19 protein-coding genes are annotated in these 15,801 nt (G+C 46.3%); 12 read left to right on the top strand and 7 right to left on the bottom strand.

Translation table 11 applies throughout. From position 1 onward, the window contains the following. Positions 1 to 6: 6 nt before the first annotated feature. Positions 7 to 984, bottom strand: coding sequence for an aldo/keto reductase (locus AC1DOV_RS01675; protein ID WP_477548998.1), 978 nt, complete (start codon positions 982 to 984; stop codon positions 7 to 9). 133 nt (positions 985 to 1,117) lie between these two features. On the opposite strand from AC1DOV_RS01675, the gene AC1DOV_RS01670 reads away from it, so the two are divergent. The 6 genes from AC1DOV_RS01670 to AC1DOV_RS01645 all read left to right on the top strand — a co-directional run bounded on the left by AC1DOV_RS01670 (position 1,118) and on the right by AC1DOV_RS01645 (position 5,101). Continuing rightward, positions 1,118 to 2,281, top strand: coding sequence for an MGDG synthase family glycosyltransferase (locus AC1DOV_RS01670; RefSeq protein ID WP_477548997.1), 1,164 nt, complete (start codon positions 1,118 to 1,120; stop codon positions 2,279 to 2,281). Positions 2,282 to 2,299: 18 nt separating this feature from the next. After that, on the top strand, positions 2,300 to 3,493 hold the full coding sequence (locus tag AC1DOV_RS01665) for an MFS transporter (protein ID WP_477548996.1): 1,194 nt from the start codon (positions 2,300 to 2,302) through the stop codon (positions 3,491 to 3,493). 15 nt (positions 3,494 to 3,508) lie between these two features. Next, on the top strand, positions 3,509 to 4,117 hold the full coding sequence (locus AC1DOV_RS01660; RefSeq protein WP_076268400.1) for a TVP38/TMEM64 family protein: 609 nt from the start codon (positions 3,509 to 3,511) through the stop codon (positions 4,115 to 4,117). Positions 4,118 to 4,128: 11 nt separating this feature from the next. Then, positions 4,129 to 4,509 carry a zinc ribbon domain-containing protein gene (locus AC1DOV_RS01655; protein ID WP_477548995.1) on the top strand — a complete coding sequence of 127 codons (381 nt, stop codon included), beginning with the start codon at positions 4,129 to 4,131 and terminating at the stop codon, positions 4,507 to 4,509. A 123-nt stretch (positions 4,510 to 4,632) separates the two neighbouring features. After that, complete coding sequence (locus tag AC1DOV_RS01650; RefSeq protein ID WP_179089810.1) at positions 4,633 to 4,776, top strand: hypothetical protein; 144 nt, start codon at positions 4,633 to 4,635, stop codon at positions 4,774 to 4,776. Positions 4,777 to 4,801: 25 nt separating this feature from the next. Then, positions 4,802 to 5,101: a transposase gene (locus AC1DOV_RS01645; RefSeq protein ID WP_076268402.1), complete on the top strand. Its 300-nt coding sequence runs from the start codon at positions 4,802 to 4,804 to the stop codon at positions 5,099 to 5,101. A 111-nt stretch (positions 5,102 to 5,212) separates the two neighbouring features. On the opposite strand, the gene AC1DOV_RS01640 is transcribed toward AC1DOV_RS01645, so the two are convergent. The 4 genes from AC1DOV_RS01640 to AC1DOV_RS01625 form a co-directional block, all read right to left on the bottom strand. Continuing rightward, positions 5,213 to 6,280, bottom strand: coding sequence for an FUSC family protein (locus AC1DOV_RS01640; RefSeq protein ID WP_441877878.1), 1,068 nt, complete (start codon positions 6,278 to 6,280; stop codon positions 5,213 to 5,215). Beyond that, positions 6,277 to 7,404 (bottom strand): DNA alkylation repair protein, encoded by a 1,128-nt coding sequence (locus AC1DOV_RS01635; RefSeq protein WP_477548994.1) that lies wholly within the window; start codon positions 7,402 to 7,404, stop codon positions 6,277 to 6,279. The genes AC1DOV_RS01640 and AC1DOV_RS01635 overlap by 4 nt, the downstream gene beginning before the upstream one ends. A 148-nt stretch (positions 7,405 to 7,552) precedes the next feature. Continuing rightward, positions 7,553 to 8,320: a sporulation protein gene (locus tag AC1DOV_RS01630; protein ID WP_339206505.1), complete on the bottom strand. Its 768-nt coding sequence runs from the start codon at positions 8,318 to 8,320 to the stop codon at positions 7,553 to 7,555. A gap of 139 nt (positions 8,321 to 8,459) precedes the next feature. Further along, positions 8,460 to 10,175, bottom strand: coding sequence for an ATP-binding protein (locus tag AC1DOV_RS01625; protein ID WP_477548993.1), 1,716 nt, complete (start codon positions 10,173 to 10,175; stop codon positions 8,460 to 8,462). Positions 10,176 to 10,542: 367 nt separating this feature from the next. Here AC1DOV_RS01625 and mscL point away from each other — a divergent pair, with 367 nt between their 5' ends. Further along, complete coding sequence (mscL, locus tag AC1DOV_RS01620) at positions 10,543 to 11,025, top strand: large-conductance mechanosensitive channel protein MscL (protein ID WP_339206503.1); 483 nt, start codon at positions 10,543 to 10,545, stop codon at positions 11,023 to 11,025. Further along, entirely contained in the window at positions 11,018 to 11,653 is a 636-nt protein-coding gene (locus AC1DOV_RS01615) for an NUDIX hydrolase (protein ID WP_477548992.1), read from the top strand. Before mscL ends, AC1DOV_RS01615 begins: the two co-directional genes overlap by 8 nt. Positions 11,654 to 11,779: 126 nt before the next feature. On the opposite strand, the gene AC1DOV_RS01610 is transcribed toward AC1DOV_RS01615, so the two are convergent. Both AC1DOV_RS01610 and AC1DOV_RS01605 read right to left on the bottom strand, forming a co-directional pair. Continuing rightward, positions 11,780 to 12,181, bottom strand: coding sequence for a hypothetical protein (locus tag AC1DOV_RS01610; protein ID WP_477548991.1), 402 nt, complete (start codon positions 12,179 to 12,181; stop codon positions 11,780 to 11,782). A 123-nt stretch (positions 12,182 to 12,304) separates the two neighbouring features. Then, positions 12,305 to 12,718, bottom strand: a complete 414-nt coding sequence (locus AC1DOV_RS01605; RefSeq protein ID WP_477510921.1) for a hypothetical protein — start codon at positions 12,716 to 12,718, stop codon at positions 12,305 to 12,307. Between the two features lie 164 nt (positions 12,719 to 12,882). On the opposite strand from AC1DOV_RS01605, the gene AC1DOV_RS01600 reads away from it, so the two are divergent. From AC1DOV_RS01600 to AC1DOV_RS01585, 4 genes are all read left to right on the top strand, one after another. Then, the gene (locus AC1DOV_RS01600; protein WP_477548990.1) at positions 12,883 to 13,563 is read left to right on the top strand and encodes a hypothetical protein; all 681 of its coding nucleotides are present in this window, start codon (positions 12,883 to 12,885) and stop codon (positions 13,561 to 13,563) included. A 126-nt stretch (positions 13,564 to 13,689) separates the two neighbouring features. Beyond that, positions 13,690 to 14,586, top strand: coding sequence for a manganese catalase family protein (locus AC1DOV_RS01595; RefSeq protein ID WP_441877864.1), 897 nt, complete (start codon positions 13,690 to 13,692; stop codon positions 14,584 to 14,586). A gap of 114 nt (positions 14,587 to 14,700) precedes the next feature. Further along, the gene (locus AC1DOV_RS01590; RefSeq protein ID WP_477510923.1) at positions 14,701 to 15,381 is read left to right on the top strand and encodes a TraX family protein; all 681 of its coding nucleotides are present in this window, start codon (positions 14,701 to 14,703) and stop codon (positions 15,379 to 15,381) included. A gap of 189 nt (positions 15,382 to 15,570) precedes the next feature. Next, on the top strand, positions 15,571 to 15,789 hold the full coding sequence (locus tag AC1DOV_RS01585) for a hypothetical protein (RefSeq protein ID WP_076268411.1): 219 nt from the start codon (positions 15,571 to 15,573) through the stop codon (positions 15,787 to 15,789). Positions 15,790 to 15,801: the final 12 nt, after the last annotated feature.

Genomic DNA, 15,801 nt, shown 5'->3' with positions numbered 1-15,801 from the left:
TTGTCATTACCAGGCGTAAGCACGCGGTGCATCTCCGCCAGGGCCAGGGAATATTTCATCAATACGTTTCAGTGCAGATTCATCTAATGAGATTTCAACTGCGCGAAGCGAGCGCTCGAATTGATCCAGCGTGCGGACACCGATAATCGGAGCCGTTACTGCCGGATTCGCAAGCAGCCATGCGAGTGAAACCAGATCCTCAGGCTCGCCAAGCTCGTCACAAAATGCAGCATAGGCATCTAATTGATCACGATGCTGCTCCAATCGTTTCGAATCTCCGCTGCGGCGGCCTCCGTCTTTACGACGATGATTGCCTGCAAGCAAGCCGCCGTCAAGCGGACTCCACGGAATAACGCCAAGTCCTAATTCCTTCGAAGCTGGCAATACTTCCAGTTCCGGCAAACGGCATAACAAATTATATTTGTGCTGCTCAGATACAAGACCGATCGATCCTCTTGCCTTCGCTTCGCCTTGCGCAACTGCAATATCCCAGCCGGCAAAATTACTTGAGCCTATGTAGCCAACCTTGCCTTGGTTTACTGCTGTTTCGAATGCTCCCCAAAGCTCATTCCAATTTGCACTGCGATCCACATGATGCATTTGGTACAGCTCGATATGATCCGTTTGAAGACGCATAAGCGAACCTTCCAAATGTCTGCGAATTTTATATGCGGATAGTCCCGCTTCACGGTTCGGACCGTCATGATTATCATGCATGTCGCCGTATACTTTTGTAGCCAGCACCGTACGTTCACGGCGTCCGTCGCCCTGCTTGAACCATTTTCCGATAATTTCTTCTGTACGGCCTGCGTTCTCGCCCCAACCGTAAATGTTAGCGGTATCGATAAAATTAATGCCTGCATCTAGAGCTGCGTCTAATATACGAAATGATTCCTTCTCGTCCGTGTCCACGCCAAAATTCATTGTGCCCAAACATAAACGGCTTACTCGAAGTCCAGATCTTCCTAGTTTCGTGTATTGCACTCTAATCATCGCTCCTTCAATTTTGAAATAGGATGGATTGCGTATTCATTATACTAAAAATACACAAAGTAACCAAACGGCGTTCACAATCGCATAACAAATGTTCGTTACACTAACGGCAGGAGGTGTGTCTATGATACGTTTCGAGGAAAAACCGCAGCCGAAATTGTTAATTTTGTACGCTTCATATGGAGAAGGCCATCTTCAGGTTGCTCGCGCGATTAAGAGCGCTTGGGAGGAGCACGGCAATTATCGTACGGTAATGGTCGATCTCATGGCAGAATCTCACCCTTGGATAAATGAGTTTGCTAAGCGCTTTTACTTAAAGAGCTATACGCATATGCCCTCGCTATATGGCTGGGTATATGATTTCACAAGGCTAATGAAGCATGATTCATTATTTGGCGGGCTTCTTCATTCCTTTGGTACAGAAAAAATTAGGCGTATTCTTGCAGTCGAGCAGCCGGATATCGTCGTGCATACTTTCCCCAGCTTTGCTCTGCCGAAGCTTAAGAAACGTAAAAGCGTTCATCCTCCCTCCTATGCTGTCATTACCGATTTTGATCTTCACAGGCGCTGGGTTCATCCAAGCGTCGACCGCTATTATGTCGCTACAGAGGATCTCCGATTAGAGCTTTCCTCGCTGGGAATACCGGAGAGGGCAATTCAAGTGAGTGGCATTCCGCTCCAACGCGGATTCCGTGCTACAGCCGCCTCAAGCGAGCTCTACGAGAGATATAAACTAAATTCTAATCAACCTATCGTCCTAATCATGGCGGGAGCGCAGGGCGTTTTGCCTGATGTATCGCAAATTTGCAGCAGCCTGCTGCAAAACGCCGAGGTTCAGGTCGCGCTGGTATGTGGACATAATCTGTTTATGAAAAATATTATTGAGCAACAATTTCAAGCACATGAAGGAGCTTCTCGCCTGCAGGTGTACGGGTTTATTGAGTCTATTCATGAGCTTATGGCTATATCTAATTGTCTCATCACTAAGCCAGGTGGCGTTACTTTATCAGAAGCGATCGCTGCCGAGCTGCCCATATTCATCTACAAGCCAGTTCCTGGACAAGAAAAACAAAATGCATTGTATCTTAAGTCCAAAGGCGCAGCTGTCGTTGCCTATGAGGTGAATGAGCTGACGGAACAAATTTTGAAACTCGTTCATGATCCATTACGTCTTACTAATAGCAGACAATCCACTAAACAGCTTCAAGCCTCACAAACCGCAGCCGACAGCATCGTTTTGGATATTTTATCCAACTTGCGTATAATGGAGAAAGCAATCACTTTATAATGGATAAGGGGCTTGCCCGTGATTACAAATCAGAAAAGTTGGTTTGGAGCGGAGATGCGACTTATCTCCGTTATTTTGTTTGTTGTGGAGTTTGTAAGAGGTGCTGTTCTTATTAGTTTGCTGCCTATTTTTGGGGCAAAAACATTAGGCCTATCACCTGATGTAATTGGCGCTGCGATATCAGCTCACTATTTAACCGATACGCTGCTCAAAATGGCTATTGGCTACTTGCTCGATCGTTTCTCAACTCGTATCGTCGTTCAAGCAGGTTTAATTATTTCGCTGATCGGCATATATTTGCTGCAATTCTCCGAGCTGCCATGGATGTTCATTGGTGCAGCCGCACTATATGGCATCGGAATGTCACCGATCTGGATCGTATGTTTAACGAAAGTAACTGAGCAGCAGCGTGCAACCCAAATGGGAACGCTCTACACCATTTGGATGGTGGGACTAGGAAGCGGTCCGATCGTATGTAATATTCTGCTCGATTTCAGCGTATCTTTTACGTACAAGCTGCTTGTCAGCATGTCTGTGGCTGCATGCGTATTAACGCTTTTCATGAGCAAAGAAAGGGCTGCTGCATCAAACCGTATGCCATTTCGAACGCAGCTCGTCATTCTGAAGGAACGACTCGGCCATATGAAGATGCTGCTGCCGGGGATGATTTTGCAGACGACAGGCGCAAGCATGCTCGTTCCCATTTTACCAAGCTTCGCAAATCAGGAGCTGGGTATCTCAGGCACGCAATACTCCATTCTTTTAACGGCCGGAGGACTTTTTGCTGCAGGTGGGCTCATCCCCATGGGGAAACTTGCCGATAAGCTGGCTAATAAAAAATGGTTTCTCGTGACTGGATTTGGAGCGTTTGCATTTGGTTTATATATGCTGGCATCAGGACTTTCGTTCTGGTATTGTTTACTAATAGCGGCTGCTCTTGGATTATCCTATTCAGCTATTTTGCCTGTTTGGAATGCACTGCTCGCTGCCTATGTTCCACCTAATCAAGAAGGGCTTGGCTGGGGGGTATTATCCACCTTTGAAGGCATTGGCGTTATGATCGGTCCAGCTGCTGGCGGCTTAATCGCGGCTTGGAACGGAGAAGCATCCGTTTTTTGGACAAGCGCAATCCTCTTTGGATTGATCGGCTTATTTTATTTATGGTTCCCATTTCCGGCATTCGCTACAAATGAAAAAGCTACAAACAAGTAGAACGGGGTTAGATCTATGGATGATTGGCGCAACTGGCTTGAATACTTAAAACACTTGGATCTCGATTCAATCCAATGGACATTGGAAAGCTATTCGCAATGGGGGCCTTTTCCAGGCATTTTGCTTCCCATGCTTGAATCGTTTCTCCCTTTCCTCCCATTAATTCTTATCATTGCGGCTAATGCCAACATTTACGGCCTCGGCTTTGGATTTCTTTTTTCATGGATCGGTGTAAGCGCTGGTGCCTTCTGCGTATTTTGGATCAGCCGAAAGCTCGGACGCAATGTAAAAGGGAAACTAGAGCGAAGATTTCCAAAGTCGCAGCGGTTCTTCAATTGGGTTGAACGCCGCGGCTTCACACCGCTATTCCTGCTGGCTTGCTTCCCTTTTACACCTTCAGTTGTTATAACTGTCGTATCCGGACTTAGCAAGGTGCCATTTCCTACTTTTATGCTCGCTACACTGCTTGGGAAGGCAGTTATGATATTTTGCATTTCCTTGATTAGCTTCGATATTGGCAATTTAGTCAATGAGCCTTGGCGTATATTCGTCTCGATTACCGCTGTTCTGGTCATGTGGTTCGGGGGCAAACGTCTCGAATCCCGCTATCAGCTGAATGGGTGAGGTGATGGAGTATGTTTTCATGGACCATCTTGGCTAGTTTGCCTGTACATACATCTCTCCCTCTCCTCACATGGTTTGATGTTGGGGCAACGACGATCGTGCTGGTCATTGCGTTTGCTCTGCTCGCTGGCATGTTTATGTTCATTCGAATTGTTACAGATGACTCAGATAAATTTAAGGACATGAAAGAGATGGTGGAGACGATCTTCGGAACGCCTGCCCATCTCCGTCCGAATCCCGAACAAACCTCCGCCATAAAAGAAGGCAAAGGCCAGCTCATAGATGATGCCGCAGCTGCTAAAGCACCATTTTCCGAACCATGTCCCGCTTGCGATGAGATCGTCACTGAACGTGATTCGGTTTGCCCCTCATGCGGACTCCAGTTATTATAGATTGCTCCTGTTCTTCCACCTTGTACTCATACATTTCATCCTTTTGTGGCACACTGTTGAGGATCTTCTTCTGAAGATAAAGAAAATAAAAAAAACGATGAGATTCTCGAGGAGGGTGACCACATGTCAGGCAAACAGCCATCCGATCAACAGAAGGCAGCAAGCAAGGCGCAATCCCGAGCAGACCGCAATCTAGCCAGCAAATCGTCAGCGAGCGAACTGCAGTCAGATGCCGATCGTTCAGCTGTGCCGAAGCACGGATTATAAGGACAGGAAGGTTGGTTGACACCATATGAGCAATGATAATAACCATAATGAGATGAATCCCCTATCTGGTGAGCCTGTTGAAGTAAAAGGCACCTACCGCAATGAATGGGGACGTGAAGAGCAGCTCGAACGCGGAGATGTGTTTCCAGCAGATCCGATGCTTGGATCAACCGAGTGGCAGCTCGTTGAGCTCTTCTTCAATAATCATCATGAGGGGCATACTGATCCGAGGCTGGTGCCGCATGATGATGATAATAACCCAGAGGCTCATATGCAGCATCCAAGGCGTCATGAAGGCAGCAACAAAACTGACGATGATCAGTAAACATTGAGCATGCTGTAATATAAGCAGAAAAACAGCAGGCAAGAACGCTCTTAAGCGGCGTTCTGACCTGCTGTTTTTGTTTTATTAGCTAAACTAATCAGCTAAATCCGTTCATGATGACTTTGGTCCATTCTCTGCCTCTTCAGCACAGCGCTTTGCGTTTTCCTCGCGCTGCGTCACTTGATCGAGCAGCTTCTCCAGTCGCCGCAAATGGTAAGCATATTCGAACAATGCCGAAGCGACAAAGACGAGACGCTTATGCTCGTCCGGATCTTCCAAAATGTACGCCGTCAATTCCTTCACAAAACGCGCTTCTCGTTCTTCCTCAGGCTCAATCAGCGCATTAGGCTTCATTTTCCCTTCAGCTTTCAACAAGATGTGCTCGTGATACTTCGATAAATCCTCAATTTGCCGATCGAAGCGCAGCGCCCACTCACTGGCACTTTGGGAGGAAAAATAATGCTCCTCCACCACATCGAGCAGATCAGCCCCTTTTTGCAGAGACTTAATCATTTGTTTCGATACAAGCAGCTGACGGGCATGGCTCGTCTTCGTCTTCGCAAGCACTTTGCGCTCCTCTTCGAAAACGGTGTGGCGTTCCTCCAGCTTGTGCAGCGTATCGTGAAGCTTGTCCTTCTCTTGGCGGAAAACCTGCTCCTTCATCTCATTCGAAATGGCTGTGCGAAGCAGCAGAGAAAGCTGTGAATAGGCATGATGAACCTGTTCGGTAAATTGCTTTCTTGGCCGTGGAGGGAATACGAGCACGTTAACCGCAAATGATGCTCCAATACCCGTTAGCACCATTAAAAATCTTCCTATTGCCACGTCCCAGCCTTGTCCATTCGCTTCCATAATGGCAACGACCGTAACCAGTGTCAAACTAATCGTGCTCTCCATCTTCAAGCGAATACTAATGAGAATGACAAGGATACATACAAGACCTGCCGCAATCGGCGTATGACCGAATAACCGAACGGCTACAATCGCCATTACAGCACCCAGCAGATTCGTTTGGACTTGATCCGCTACACGCTGCCATGAGCGGTAAATAGAAGGCTGAATCGTAAATATAGCTGCCACGGCAGCAATAAGCGGGGAAGCGAAGCCGAACAAGCTGCTCAAATAAATCGCTAAGGCAACAGCCATCCCCGTTTTTAAAACTCTTGCACCAATCGTCATGTTGATTCTGCCTCCGTCACCAGAAGTTCGGCTGAAGCCACCTCTCTTCCATTTACCCAAAGCGTTACAAGATGAAGCCCGCTATAATGCTTGCGCGTCGTTAAATCAGCAAAACGATGAGTGCGAACACTTGAAGCTGACGCTCCTCCGGCATACTCGCGATCCGATAGCAGGAAACGTTTCAATGAAGTTTTCCCTCCAGACTTCACGAATGCAATTCCATATTCGATACGCAGCTTGGCCGGCTCACCCTCACGCAGCTGTACGCGATAGCGTATAGATACCTCACCGCCAATAGCAACTGTCTCTGGATCTACCTCGATTGCAGCAAAAGCAACAAGCGGGTGTTCCTCTTCTTCTGCAGACGCGTGCTTCGCGTACCCAAACAATTCCATGATCTGCGGGCTTGATTGCTTAATCAGCGTACGGCAGCCATGACGAATGATCCAATCCGTCTTCGCATCATTGCCGATCCAAGCCTGCGCAAGCGATATGACAAGCTCGGGATGATCTTTCGCAATATCATTCAAGTTGTTAGCTACGCTCTTGCGCACATAAAGTGAATCATCACATTTGAGCTTCTCCAAAATCGGAACAATCGGCGATGGGTCTCGCTTAAAGAGCGGCAGCGCCTGCGCCCACGGCAGGCGCGGTCTTATGCCTTCGCTCGCGAGCCGCCTTACGTGCTCATTCGGATGATCTGCCCATATAAGCATTTGCTTAGCCATACGCTGTGGATCGGCAAGAATGAATGCTCTTATTGCAAATTCTGAGGTCGAGTATTTCGTAAAGCGCTCCAGCGCGTCCAAAGACAGCTCCCAGTTTTGCGGCTCCAGTCCAAACACCTCGACGAAGTCTGGAAATATGATAAAAGGCAGCCCAGTGCATTTTTCATCTATTTGATATAAAACAGCCAGCGCTTCATCATATGCCTGCGGTAATGTAGCACCCAGCGCTTCTGTAATTTTTCGAGTTCGAGCCTTTAACTCTAATTGCTCCCAGTCACCATCCCTTACACGCTCTGCGAAAAGAACGGCGTCAAAAGGACTCCATGCTGACTTCAGCAAACCCGCAAATTTCTCCAAAAATAATCCATCGTACATAGCCTTAAGCGGTTCTGCCAAATTAATCCCCTCCTCCAGTTATTATACCGAAAAAACCGATTCGATCACTACTTGCATCCGTTATTCATTTATAACTGCGCTGTAAGCAGCAAAAAAGCTCCGAAACGCCCCTGCAGGAGCGCTCCCGAGCTTGTTTTATTTATAAAAATTAAATATAGCGCGCTATGATTCCAGACAACTGCTGCGCAATTGCGTTCGGCCCTGCTGAGAGCTGCTCATTCGTGAAGCGAGCCCGAACAAATGTCTCATCCATATCCATAGCCTCTGCAAAAAAGGATGATAACCCACGTGCGCGCCGGTCGATTTGGAGCACCAGCTCAAGCTCGCGATCCGATGGATAGAACATCACTTCCAGCTCGTCGAGCTGGCCTCGGAATTGCGAGGTCGGCACAAATTCCAGCTCTTGAATAAATGGCATTTTGCCGCCAAGACGGGAAGAGTACTCGCATTCTGCCTTGCGCAAACGGAAGCCGAGCACATTCAGCGCCTCCAGCACCGTGTTCATGGCGTGTGTCGGAACCACTTCGATTCGGTCATTATCACCAGGATCGACGCCTCCGCGAACGTCTAATTCCGTCTTCACCCATACTGGCGCGCGGCCAATTGTAAGCGGTGTTTGATGGGGCAGCTGAAAGGAGAACGGCACCTCGCGACTTTCATTCGCCTGCAATGTGAAGGGAGCGCTCACGTGATATCGTCCCACCACTCCCTGCTGCGTTATTTTACTGTCATTGCTCTCACGTATATATTCTGTCATGACCGATAGCTGTATCGTTTCAATTCGCTGCTCTACGTTGCCGCCTTGCATTTTGACGATACCTCGAACCTCTTCACCTGGTGCATAACGTGCTTTTTCTAATAGTGTATCAATCTTTGCTGAGCCAATACCGATGCTTGCCAAAAAACGATTAAACATCAAACCGACCTCCACTCAAATTATCTTCATTCCGAACTGCATAACCGTATTACGATGTCTTGAAAATTAAGTTTCAAATTCAAAAAGTCATCCCTTGGCGTGTGAAAAATTGTTGATGATGAATGGTGGGAACCCGTCTCTAATGGTCTGAATCATCTGATTGGCCTAGCTCGCTCTGCTTCTGATCCATCGGCAAATTCGGCTGCTCCATATACGGCAATTGGATGATGAAGGTCGTCCCGACTCCTAGCTTGCTTTCGGCCGTAATTTGTCCCTGATGATTATTAATAATTTTGAAAGTGACCATTAATCCAAGTCCGGTCCCTTTATCCTTTGTTGTATAAAAGGGTTGACCAATCTTCGACAGCTGCTCCGCAGGCATGCCTGGTCCTTCATCTTTAATGCGTATCATTACTCCGCGATCAGGATCAAGGGACATATTAATCATGACGATGCCACCATTATGCATCGCTTCTATCGCATTTTTAAGCACGTTAATAAACGCTTGCTTTAATTGATTCTCAACACCGTATACCCACAATGGGCGATAGTCAGAATGGAATTCAATGATCACATTGTGCAAAATAGCTTGTGTATCCAGTAAATTAACCGTGTCCGCCATTAATTGACGGCAATCTTTATGCACAAATTCATAAACCTGAGGCTTGGAGAGCATAAGTAGTTCGCTGACGATTGACTCGATACGGATGAGCTCTGTTTTCATAATGTCGTAAAAATGGTTGATATTGCCCCGGCCCGATGAAAGCAGCTGCATAAACCCTTTTAACGAGGTAAGCGGATTTCGGATTTCATGTGCAATGCCCGCCGCTAATTGACCTGCGACATAAAGCTTTTCAGAATTAATGAGCAGCTCCTCATTCTTCTTCCTCTCAGAAATATCCCGAATAATGACTTGTTCAATTTGTTTACCCGAGAAGGTAGAGCTCACCCGTACCATTTCTGTATGAAGCAGCATCCCTTGCATGGACATCCATTGCAGCTCGATTGGCTTATTGGGCGCATCATCTCCTGCTTGGCCTGCCGTGAGCCATGCTTCCAGTTCATTATGATAGGGTTCGGCCAATAAATTATAAACATTTGAACCGATTATTTTATCCGCTGAATGCACTTCGAATAAACGCAAGCCAGCACGGTTCATAAATTCCCATTTGCCGTCGCTTATTAAAGCTATCGTATCTATGGAGTTCTCCACTAGAAGTTTATAACGCTCATTCATTTGAGTATATTTGTTGGATGCAAACCAGGTGGTAAGACTGAAGCTGAGGATAAATAAAGTAGATAAACCAAGTAAAGATGCAAGAATCAACAAATATTGGTTTAGAAGATCTGTAGATAAAACATCGCTATAATCAATCTGCAGCGCGTGCATGCCAACTTGATGAACGACTATGTTAGACAATCCGAGTGAAAAGCAGCTTTTTATCTTATACCCTGACCCTTTTGTTTCCAGCCAATAAAAAGCCAAATATGCACCAATAAAGTTGACTCCAAAGGAGATCCAATAAAGCGGCCAATCCATTTTTAGTATAACGACCGATTCGGAAAGCATCGACAAGTAATGAAGCATATTAACTCCCAGAGCCATTAATAGGGCTCCAAATAAGAAGCGTACCGATGAGAGATTTTTCTTTTGCATAACAACTAATGAGACATAAATGATAATGACACATGCGAATACTATAGGGAGCATGCTCCAATTCATGACCAATCTATAATGGGATGCAAGCAACAAAACAACATGCATCGTCCATAGGCCAAGTCCAAATACAGCAGCGCCGCCAATGATCCAATTGAAGCCGTGTGTATGTTCATTTTGCAGAGGCTTTTCAATCATTTTCAGCATCGTATAGGAGGCAAAACACATGATGAAGAGTGATAAAACTAAATAGAAACCATTTTCATGTATAACGAGGTCGCTCATAGAACTCCTTAAATAACCATTAATTTGCTTTCAAATAGTAAAATTCGACAATATCCTTTAAAAACCTCTCTTTGTCCCGGCAATATTTCAATTTTTTGTAAGAAATCGCGCGTGAGTTTCTCTTCTGCTCATCTTCGGCTATTATGTTAGAATGACCTTAGTAGAAACAGGCGATAATAGTCTAATAGGCATTGCTAGATTTGATCATTCCGCTTCGTAATAGCACGAGGCTTGCGTCAGACATTATTACCGTTTCTTAAAATGTGTAGGAGGAAAAGCAATGAAAATCATTAAAGAGTTTAAAGAGTTTGCAATGAGAGGCAATGTCATCGATTTAGCGGTCGGGGTCATTATCGGAGGAGCTTTTGGTAAAATCGTAACTTCTCTGGTTAACGATGTAATTATGCCGCCGATTGGTGTGGTTTTGGGAGGCGTCGATTTTAAGGATTTAAAAATCCCTCTTTATAGCAAAGAACACGCCGCCAGTGTCACCGCAAGCAACGGAGGCAAAATTGATGAAACCTTGCTGCCTACCATCAATTATGGCCAATTCATAAACGTAATGCTGGACTTTATTATTGTTGCATTCTGTATCTTTCTGCTTGTAAAAGTAATCAATGTGCTTCGCCGCAACGAGAAGAAGGAAGCTCCACCTGTTGAAGTGACCGAGAAGGATTGCCCTTACTGCTTGTCCAAAATACCTGTGAAAGCTACGCGCTGCAAGCACTGCACATCCCAGCTAGAGGCTGCTGCACATGGCTGATGAGCTCTTTGACATTTATGACGAGCAGCTTCGGCCGCTGGGCACAGCAACACGCGCAGAGACGCATGCGAAAGGTTATTGGCACCGCAGCTTCCATTGCTGGCTGACGCGCCGTGAAGGAAACCGCAGGTTCGTGCGGTTTCAGCTGCGTCAGGCAGGCAAGGATACAAATCCGGGCTGCTATGATATCACGGCGGCCGGTCATTTGAGTGCGGGCGAAACTATTCGCGAGGCCGTTCGTGAGCTTGAGGAAGAACTAGGGGTTTCCGCCTCATTTGAACAGCTCATACCACTCGGGCAAATCAGGGAAAATATTAGCGGTGAAGTAAACGGAAAACCCTTTATCGACCGTGAGGTCAGTGACGTTTTTGGCCTTGTGTGCGAGCTGCCTTTGACAGAACTTCTGCTGCAGCCTGAAGAAGTGGCCGGCGTTTATGAGGCTGATCTAGATGAGCTGATTGCATTGTTTGAACGCTCTTTATCTGCGGTTTCTGCGTCAGGTGTTGAGCTCGGTGATCAGAACGAGCAGCTGACGATTGTCCAGCGCTCCGTTTCGGCGAAGCAATTCGTGCCTCGCGAGTTTTCTTATTATACGAGCGTACTTCAGGCTCTGCGCGGTTGTACTTAAGGGATGCCCTGCTTTTGCTAGCTGGATCGCGAACGCCCATTGTTCGCTCCCAATTGCTATACCACTGGTCAATTAAACCATGGATATTATAAAATTCAGTATGGCGCGGCGCTAGGTCAAAATCATTCAGCTCAGGCTGATTGTACAACCTCGCCGCCATTTCATGAAAACACCCGTGAAGATTGTACTCAATAAAGCTGCCCAGCTGATCGGCTGTAGCGAATGAACGCGGATTGTTCTGTACTCGCTGCTCTGCGCCTGGATTAAAGCAGGAGGAACGCCTGATCTCCTCAGGCACTTGGTTCCAGCCAGCAATCCAGCTGCGGTCATAGCCCATCGAATCATGCCAGCTGTATACCCTATTAATAAAATCTCGATGAAATCGCAGAAACCGATCGCCATAACCCGGCGGCGGTATCGTTCCTGGAACCAAATGATTCGTATGATGCCATACGCGGTGCTCATCCAACAACGCTTGCGGAAAATTAGGTATTCGCGGCATCCTCTTTTCCCTCCAAACTTATACATGATTCTCGTCTCTCACTCCTATAACGTATGCAGCCCATACAACTCCTGTGATATGCCTCCTTTTTAAATAACAAAAAGGACTGCCAACATAGAATATTGACAGCCCTTCTTATTAAATTGAAATTACCAGAATTGACGACGGCATTCATCTACTTCTCTTTTGACGCAAATATCAAATGAGACGGTTACATCTTGATTTCTTCCAAACGCACAGAAAATTCTTACACAGTCCTTGTCACGCGTGCAGAAGAAGTTAACTACACGGCAATGGCAATCGATTAAGCTTTGAACGGCTCTTGCATCACGACATCGTATCGCTCTCACAAGTTTTGCAGCAGTGCGCTCATCTTTCAACTGTTTAAAAATATCACTTAACTCAGCTCCTGCTTCTTGCATCGCTTCAACTGCCGGGTCTTCTCTGCGTCCGCAGCTTTTTTGCTCCACTGGGCTTATGCTTTCAGAAGAAATACGAGCTCGGCTTTTTGTTTTGCGAGCAGCTTTCACATTGCTAACTTTCAGTATTGATTTAGCAGACATATTATTCCACCTCCCTATCGAACATACTCTATTCTATGTAAATTTAAGAGATTTGCATGGACGAGTATCGCCCTCCATGTGTTGAATTTAACCTTCCATTTTTGTATGACCCGCTCGCTTCCTGCATACCTATATGACATACCATACGAATGGAGGTCTTTGGCTTGGCAGAAAATATGATGAGCATGGGCAATATCGGCAATATGGGCAATGTGCCAAACCCCGGCAACATGGGGAGCATGAGCAATATGCCGAACGCTGGGAACGCGGGCAGCATGCCTAACATGAACACCATGAGCAGTATGCCGAATGCAGGGAATATGGGAAGCATGTCCAATATGAGCAACATGGGCAATATGCCGAATGCGGGGAATGTGGGCAGCATGTCCAATATGAGCAACATGGGCAGTATGCCGAACGTCGGCAGTATGAGCGGCATGCCCAATATGAGCAACATGGGCAATATGCCAAACGTCGGCAGTATGGGTGGCATGCCTAACATGAGCAACATGCAAAACGCAGGCAGTATGGGCGGCATGCCCAATATGAGCAACATGGCAGGCATGGAGAAACCCGCTCCAGTGATCTATGAAGCCGAAGCGCAGCACACGGCAATGGTGATGGAGGTACGCGATAGGATTATGAATATGTGCGGCGGTCATATGCATAAATACGTTTGCGTCCAGACCATCGATGGACATGTATTTGAAGGCAAACTTATGCATATTGATCACTGCATTCTTTATTTGCAATGTACGATGCGAGACCCGCGCGCTTTCATGAACCCGTACAATGCGGTGCTGCCACTCGTTCTGTATGAGCTTCTTGTCATCACACTGCTCTAAGTATTAAGTTAGGCTTTGATACATTCGACAAAAGCATGTCCCTTTTGACATCGACGGTCTATGACTGCGAAAGCTGTCATACATATGCATAGAATGAAACGTCGATGAAATGAGGGGAGTAAACTCATGATTGAACGGATAAATCGGCTTCAGATAGAACTCCCGCCATCACCTTACGCGGATGCGAACGCCGCGGCAGCGGTGCAGGAGCTGCTTGGAGGAAAATTTGGTGAAATGTCCACCTTAAACAACTACATGTATCAGTCCTTTAATTTCCGTGAGAAAAAGAAGCTTAAACCGTTCTACGACCTCGTATCCAGCATAACAGCAGAGGAATTTGGCCATGTGGAGCTTGTTTCGACAGCTATTAATATGGTATTAACAGGGACAACAAGTCCCGGTGATCCTAATTCTGCTCCACTAAAGGAAGGTGTAAATAAGCGCAACAGCTATTTTTTTATACAAACCGGTCAAACCTCGCTGCCAGGTGATTCGATGGGACGCGCATGGACTGGTGATAATGTATTTAGCAGCGGCAATCTCGTGCTTGATCTGCTGCATAATTTCTTCTTGGAGTGCGGAGCACGAACGCATAAAATGCGAGTATTTGAGATGACGGATCACCCTACAGCAAGGGCAATGATTGGCTATTTACTCGTTCGCGGCGGCGTCCATGTACTTGCCTATGCCAAAGCGCTCGAAATCGCAACGGGTGTTGATGTGAAGAAGCTTATCCCTATTCCCGACCTTAGCAACAACAGCTTCGAAACGGCTCGAAAATACGAAGCAATGGGGCTTGGCAACAAGCTGTACACATTCAGCCAGAACGACTACAAGGATATTGTCCTCATTTGGAATGGACAAAATCCGCTTACCGGCGCTGAGCTTGAGGTCATTCAAGGCGCACCGCAAGGCGCACCTATGCCTGATTTGAGCGAGCTTCCAGAAGAGTTTGCGCCAGGCATCTCGCAAGAGGATTTTATTGAAATTGCCCGTCGGCTGCAGAAAAACGCCGGACTATAATCATGTCATGATTCAAGGAAGACCTCCTCATGCGCGCAAAGCGGCTTGGAGGTCTTCCTGCTCCTATTCCCTCGTTTTCCTATGCTATACTAAACAAAAGGCGAGGGAACGAAGGTGATTGCGATTCAAGTTTTGGCTATGCTTACTATGCTTATTGATCATATTGGTCTGTTATGGTTCCCTGAGAACGTCGTTTGGAGAATCATTGGACGGCTGGCACTCCCCTTCTATGCGCTCGCGATTGTCCTCGGTTATTACCGAACGAGCAATTTGGATCGTTATCTGAAACGGGTTGCATGGATCGCGCTTTTATCGCAGCTGCCTTATCAATTTGCTTTTTACCGGCTTGAAGTCAATACGGTAGGCACTTTATTCGTCTGCCTGCTGCTTCTGCGCCTTCTAGACAAATGGAACGGAAAGCCGCTTCTTCAAGTTCTGCTTTGCCTTTCACTCGCTGGACTTCTCGAGTTTATGCCCTTCAGCTATGGCGCATATGCTGCACTGCTCGTACTCATTTATCGTTATGCTCAAAATCAATCCTTTGTTGTGTTTCACTTCTCCTTGGAAGTGGTAAGCATCTTTATAAAGGAATGGTTCATACAGCCCTTTAGCATATTTGCTACTATTCTTATGGTCTATGTGCCTGATTTCATGCGCAGCCTCGAAACCATCAAAGTGCCGCGCTTCGTCTGGCGCAGCTTTTATCCGCTTCATTTGACGCTCATCGCAATCGTTTATTACGCAACCAGCAGCGAAAGCTTTAAGGAAATATTTCGCAAGCTATCATTCAGTTGATCATTCCGCCAGTTTTTCTATGGCTTTCATACATTAGATTGCAGCTGCTACACCTCTAAAGCATGTGCAGTAATTGTCGAACATGTTAGAAAAGTGTAAATAAAGTAAACAAAATTCTGACCACATATTCATAAGGGGCTAAAATATTTACGTTAGAATGGAGGAAATTGATCGGAGGTGTTATAGGAAATGATGAAAATCGTTACCTTTAAAAGTCGTTCTGTCCCAGTCTATTACCCTAATGAACAATCCGCATCCATAGATCTGCTTCATCATAAATTGTACGAACTAGAACTCGATTTTGACTTCCGCAAAAAGTGGAGAAGAATCAAATCTGTTGAAATGGTGCGTGATGTCGCTATTTTCCAATATAACGACGGCACAAAGCTCTACCTTGAAGTATGTTAGATAACTCGTAAA

This window comes from Paenibacillus sp. 01T47 (assembly GCF_056398245.1).
This window is presented reverse-complemented; position numbering and strand designations above follow the sequence as displayed.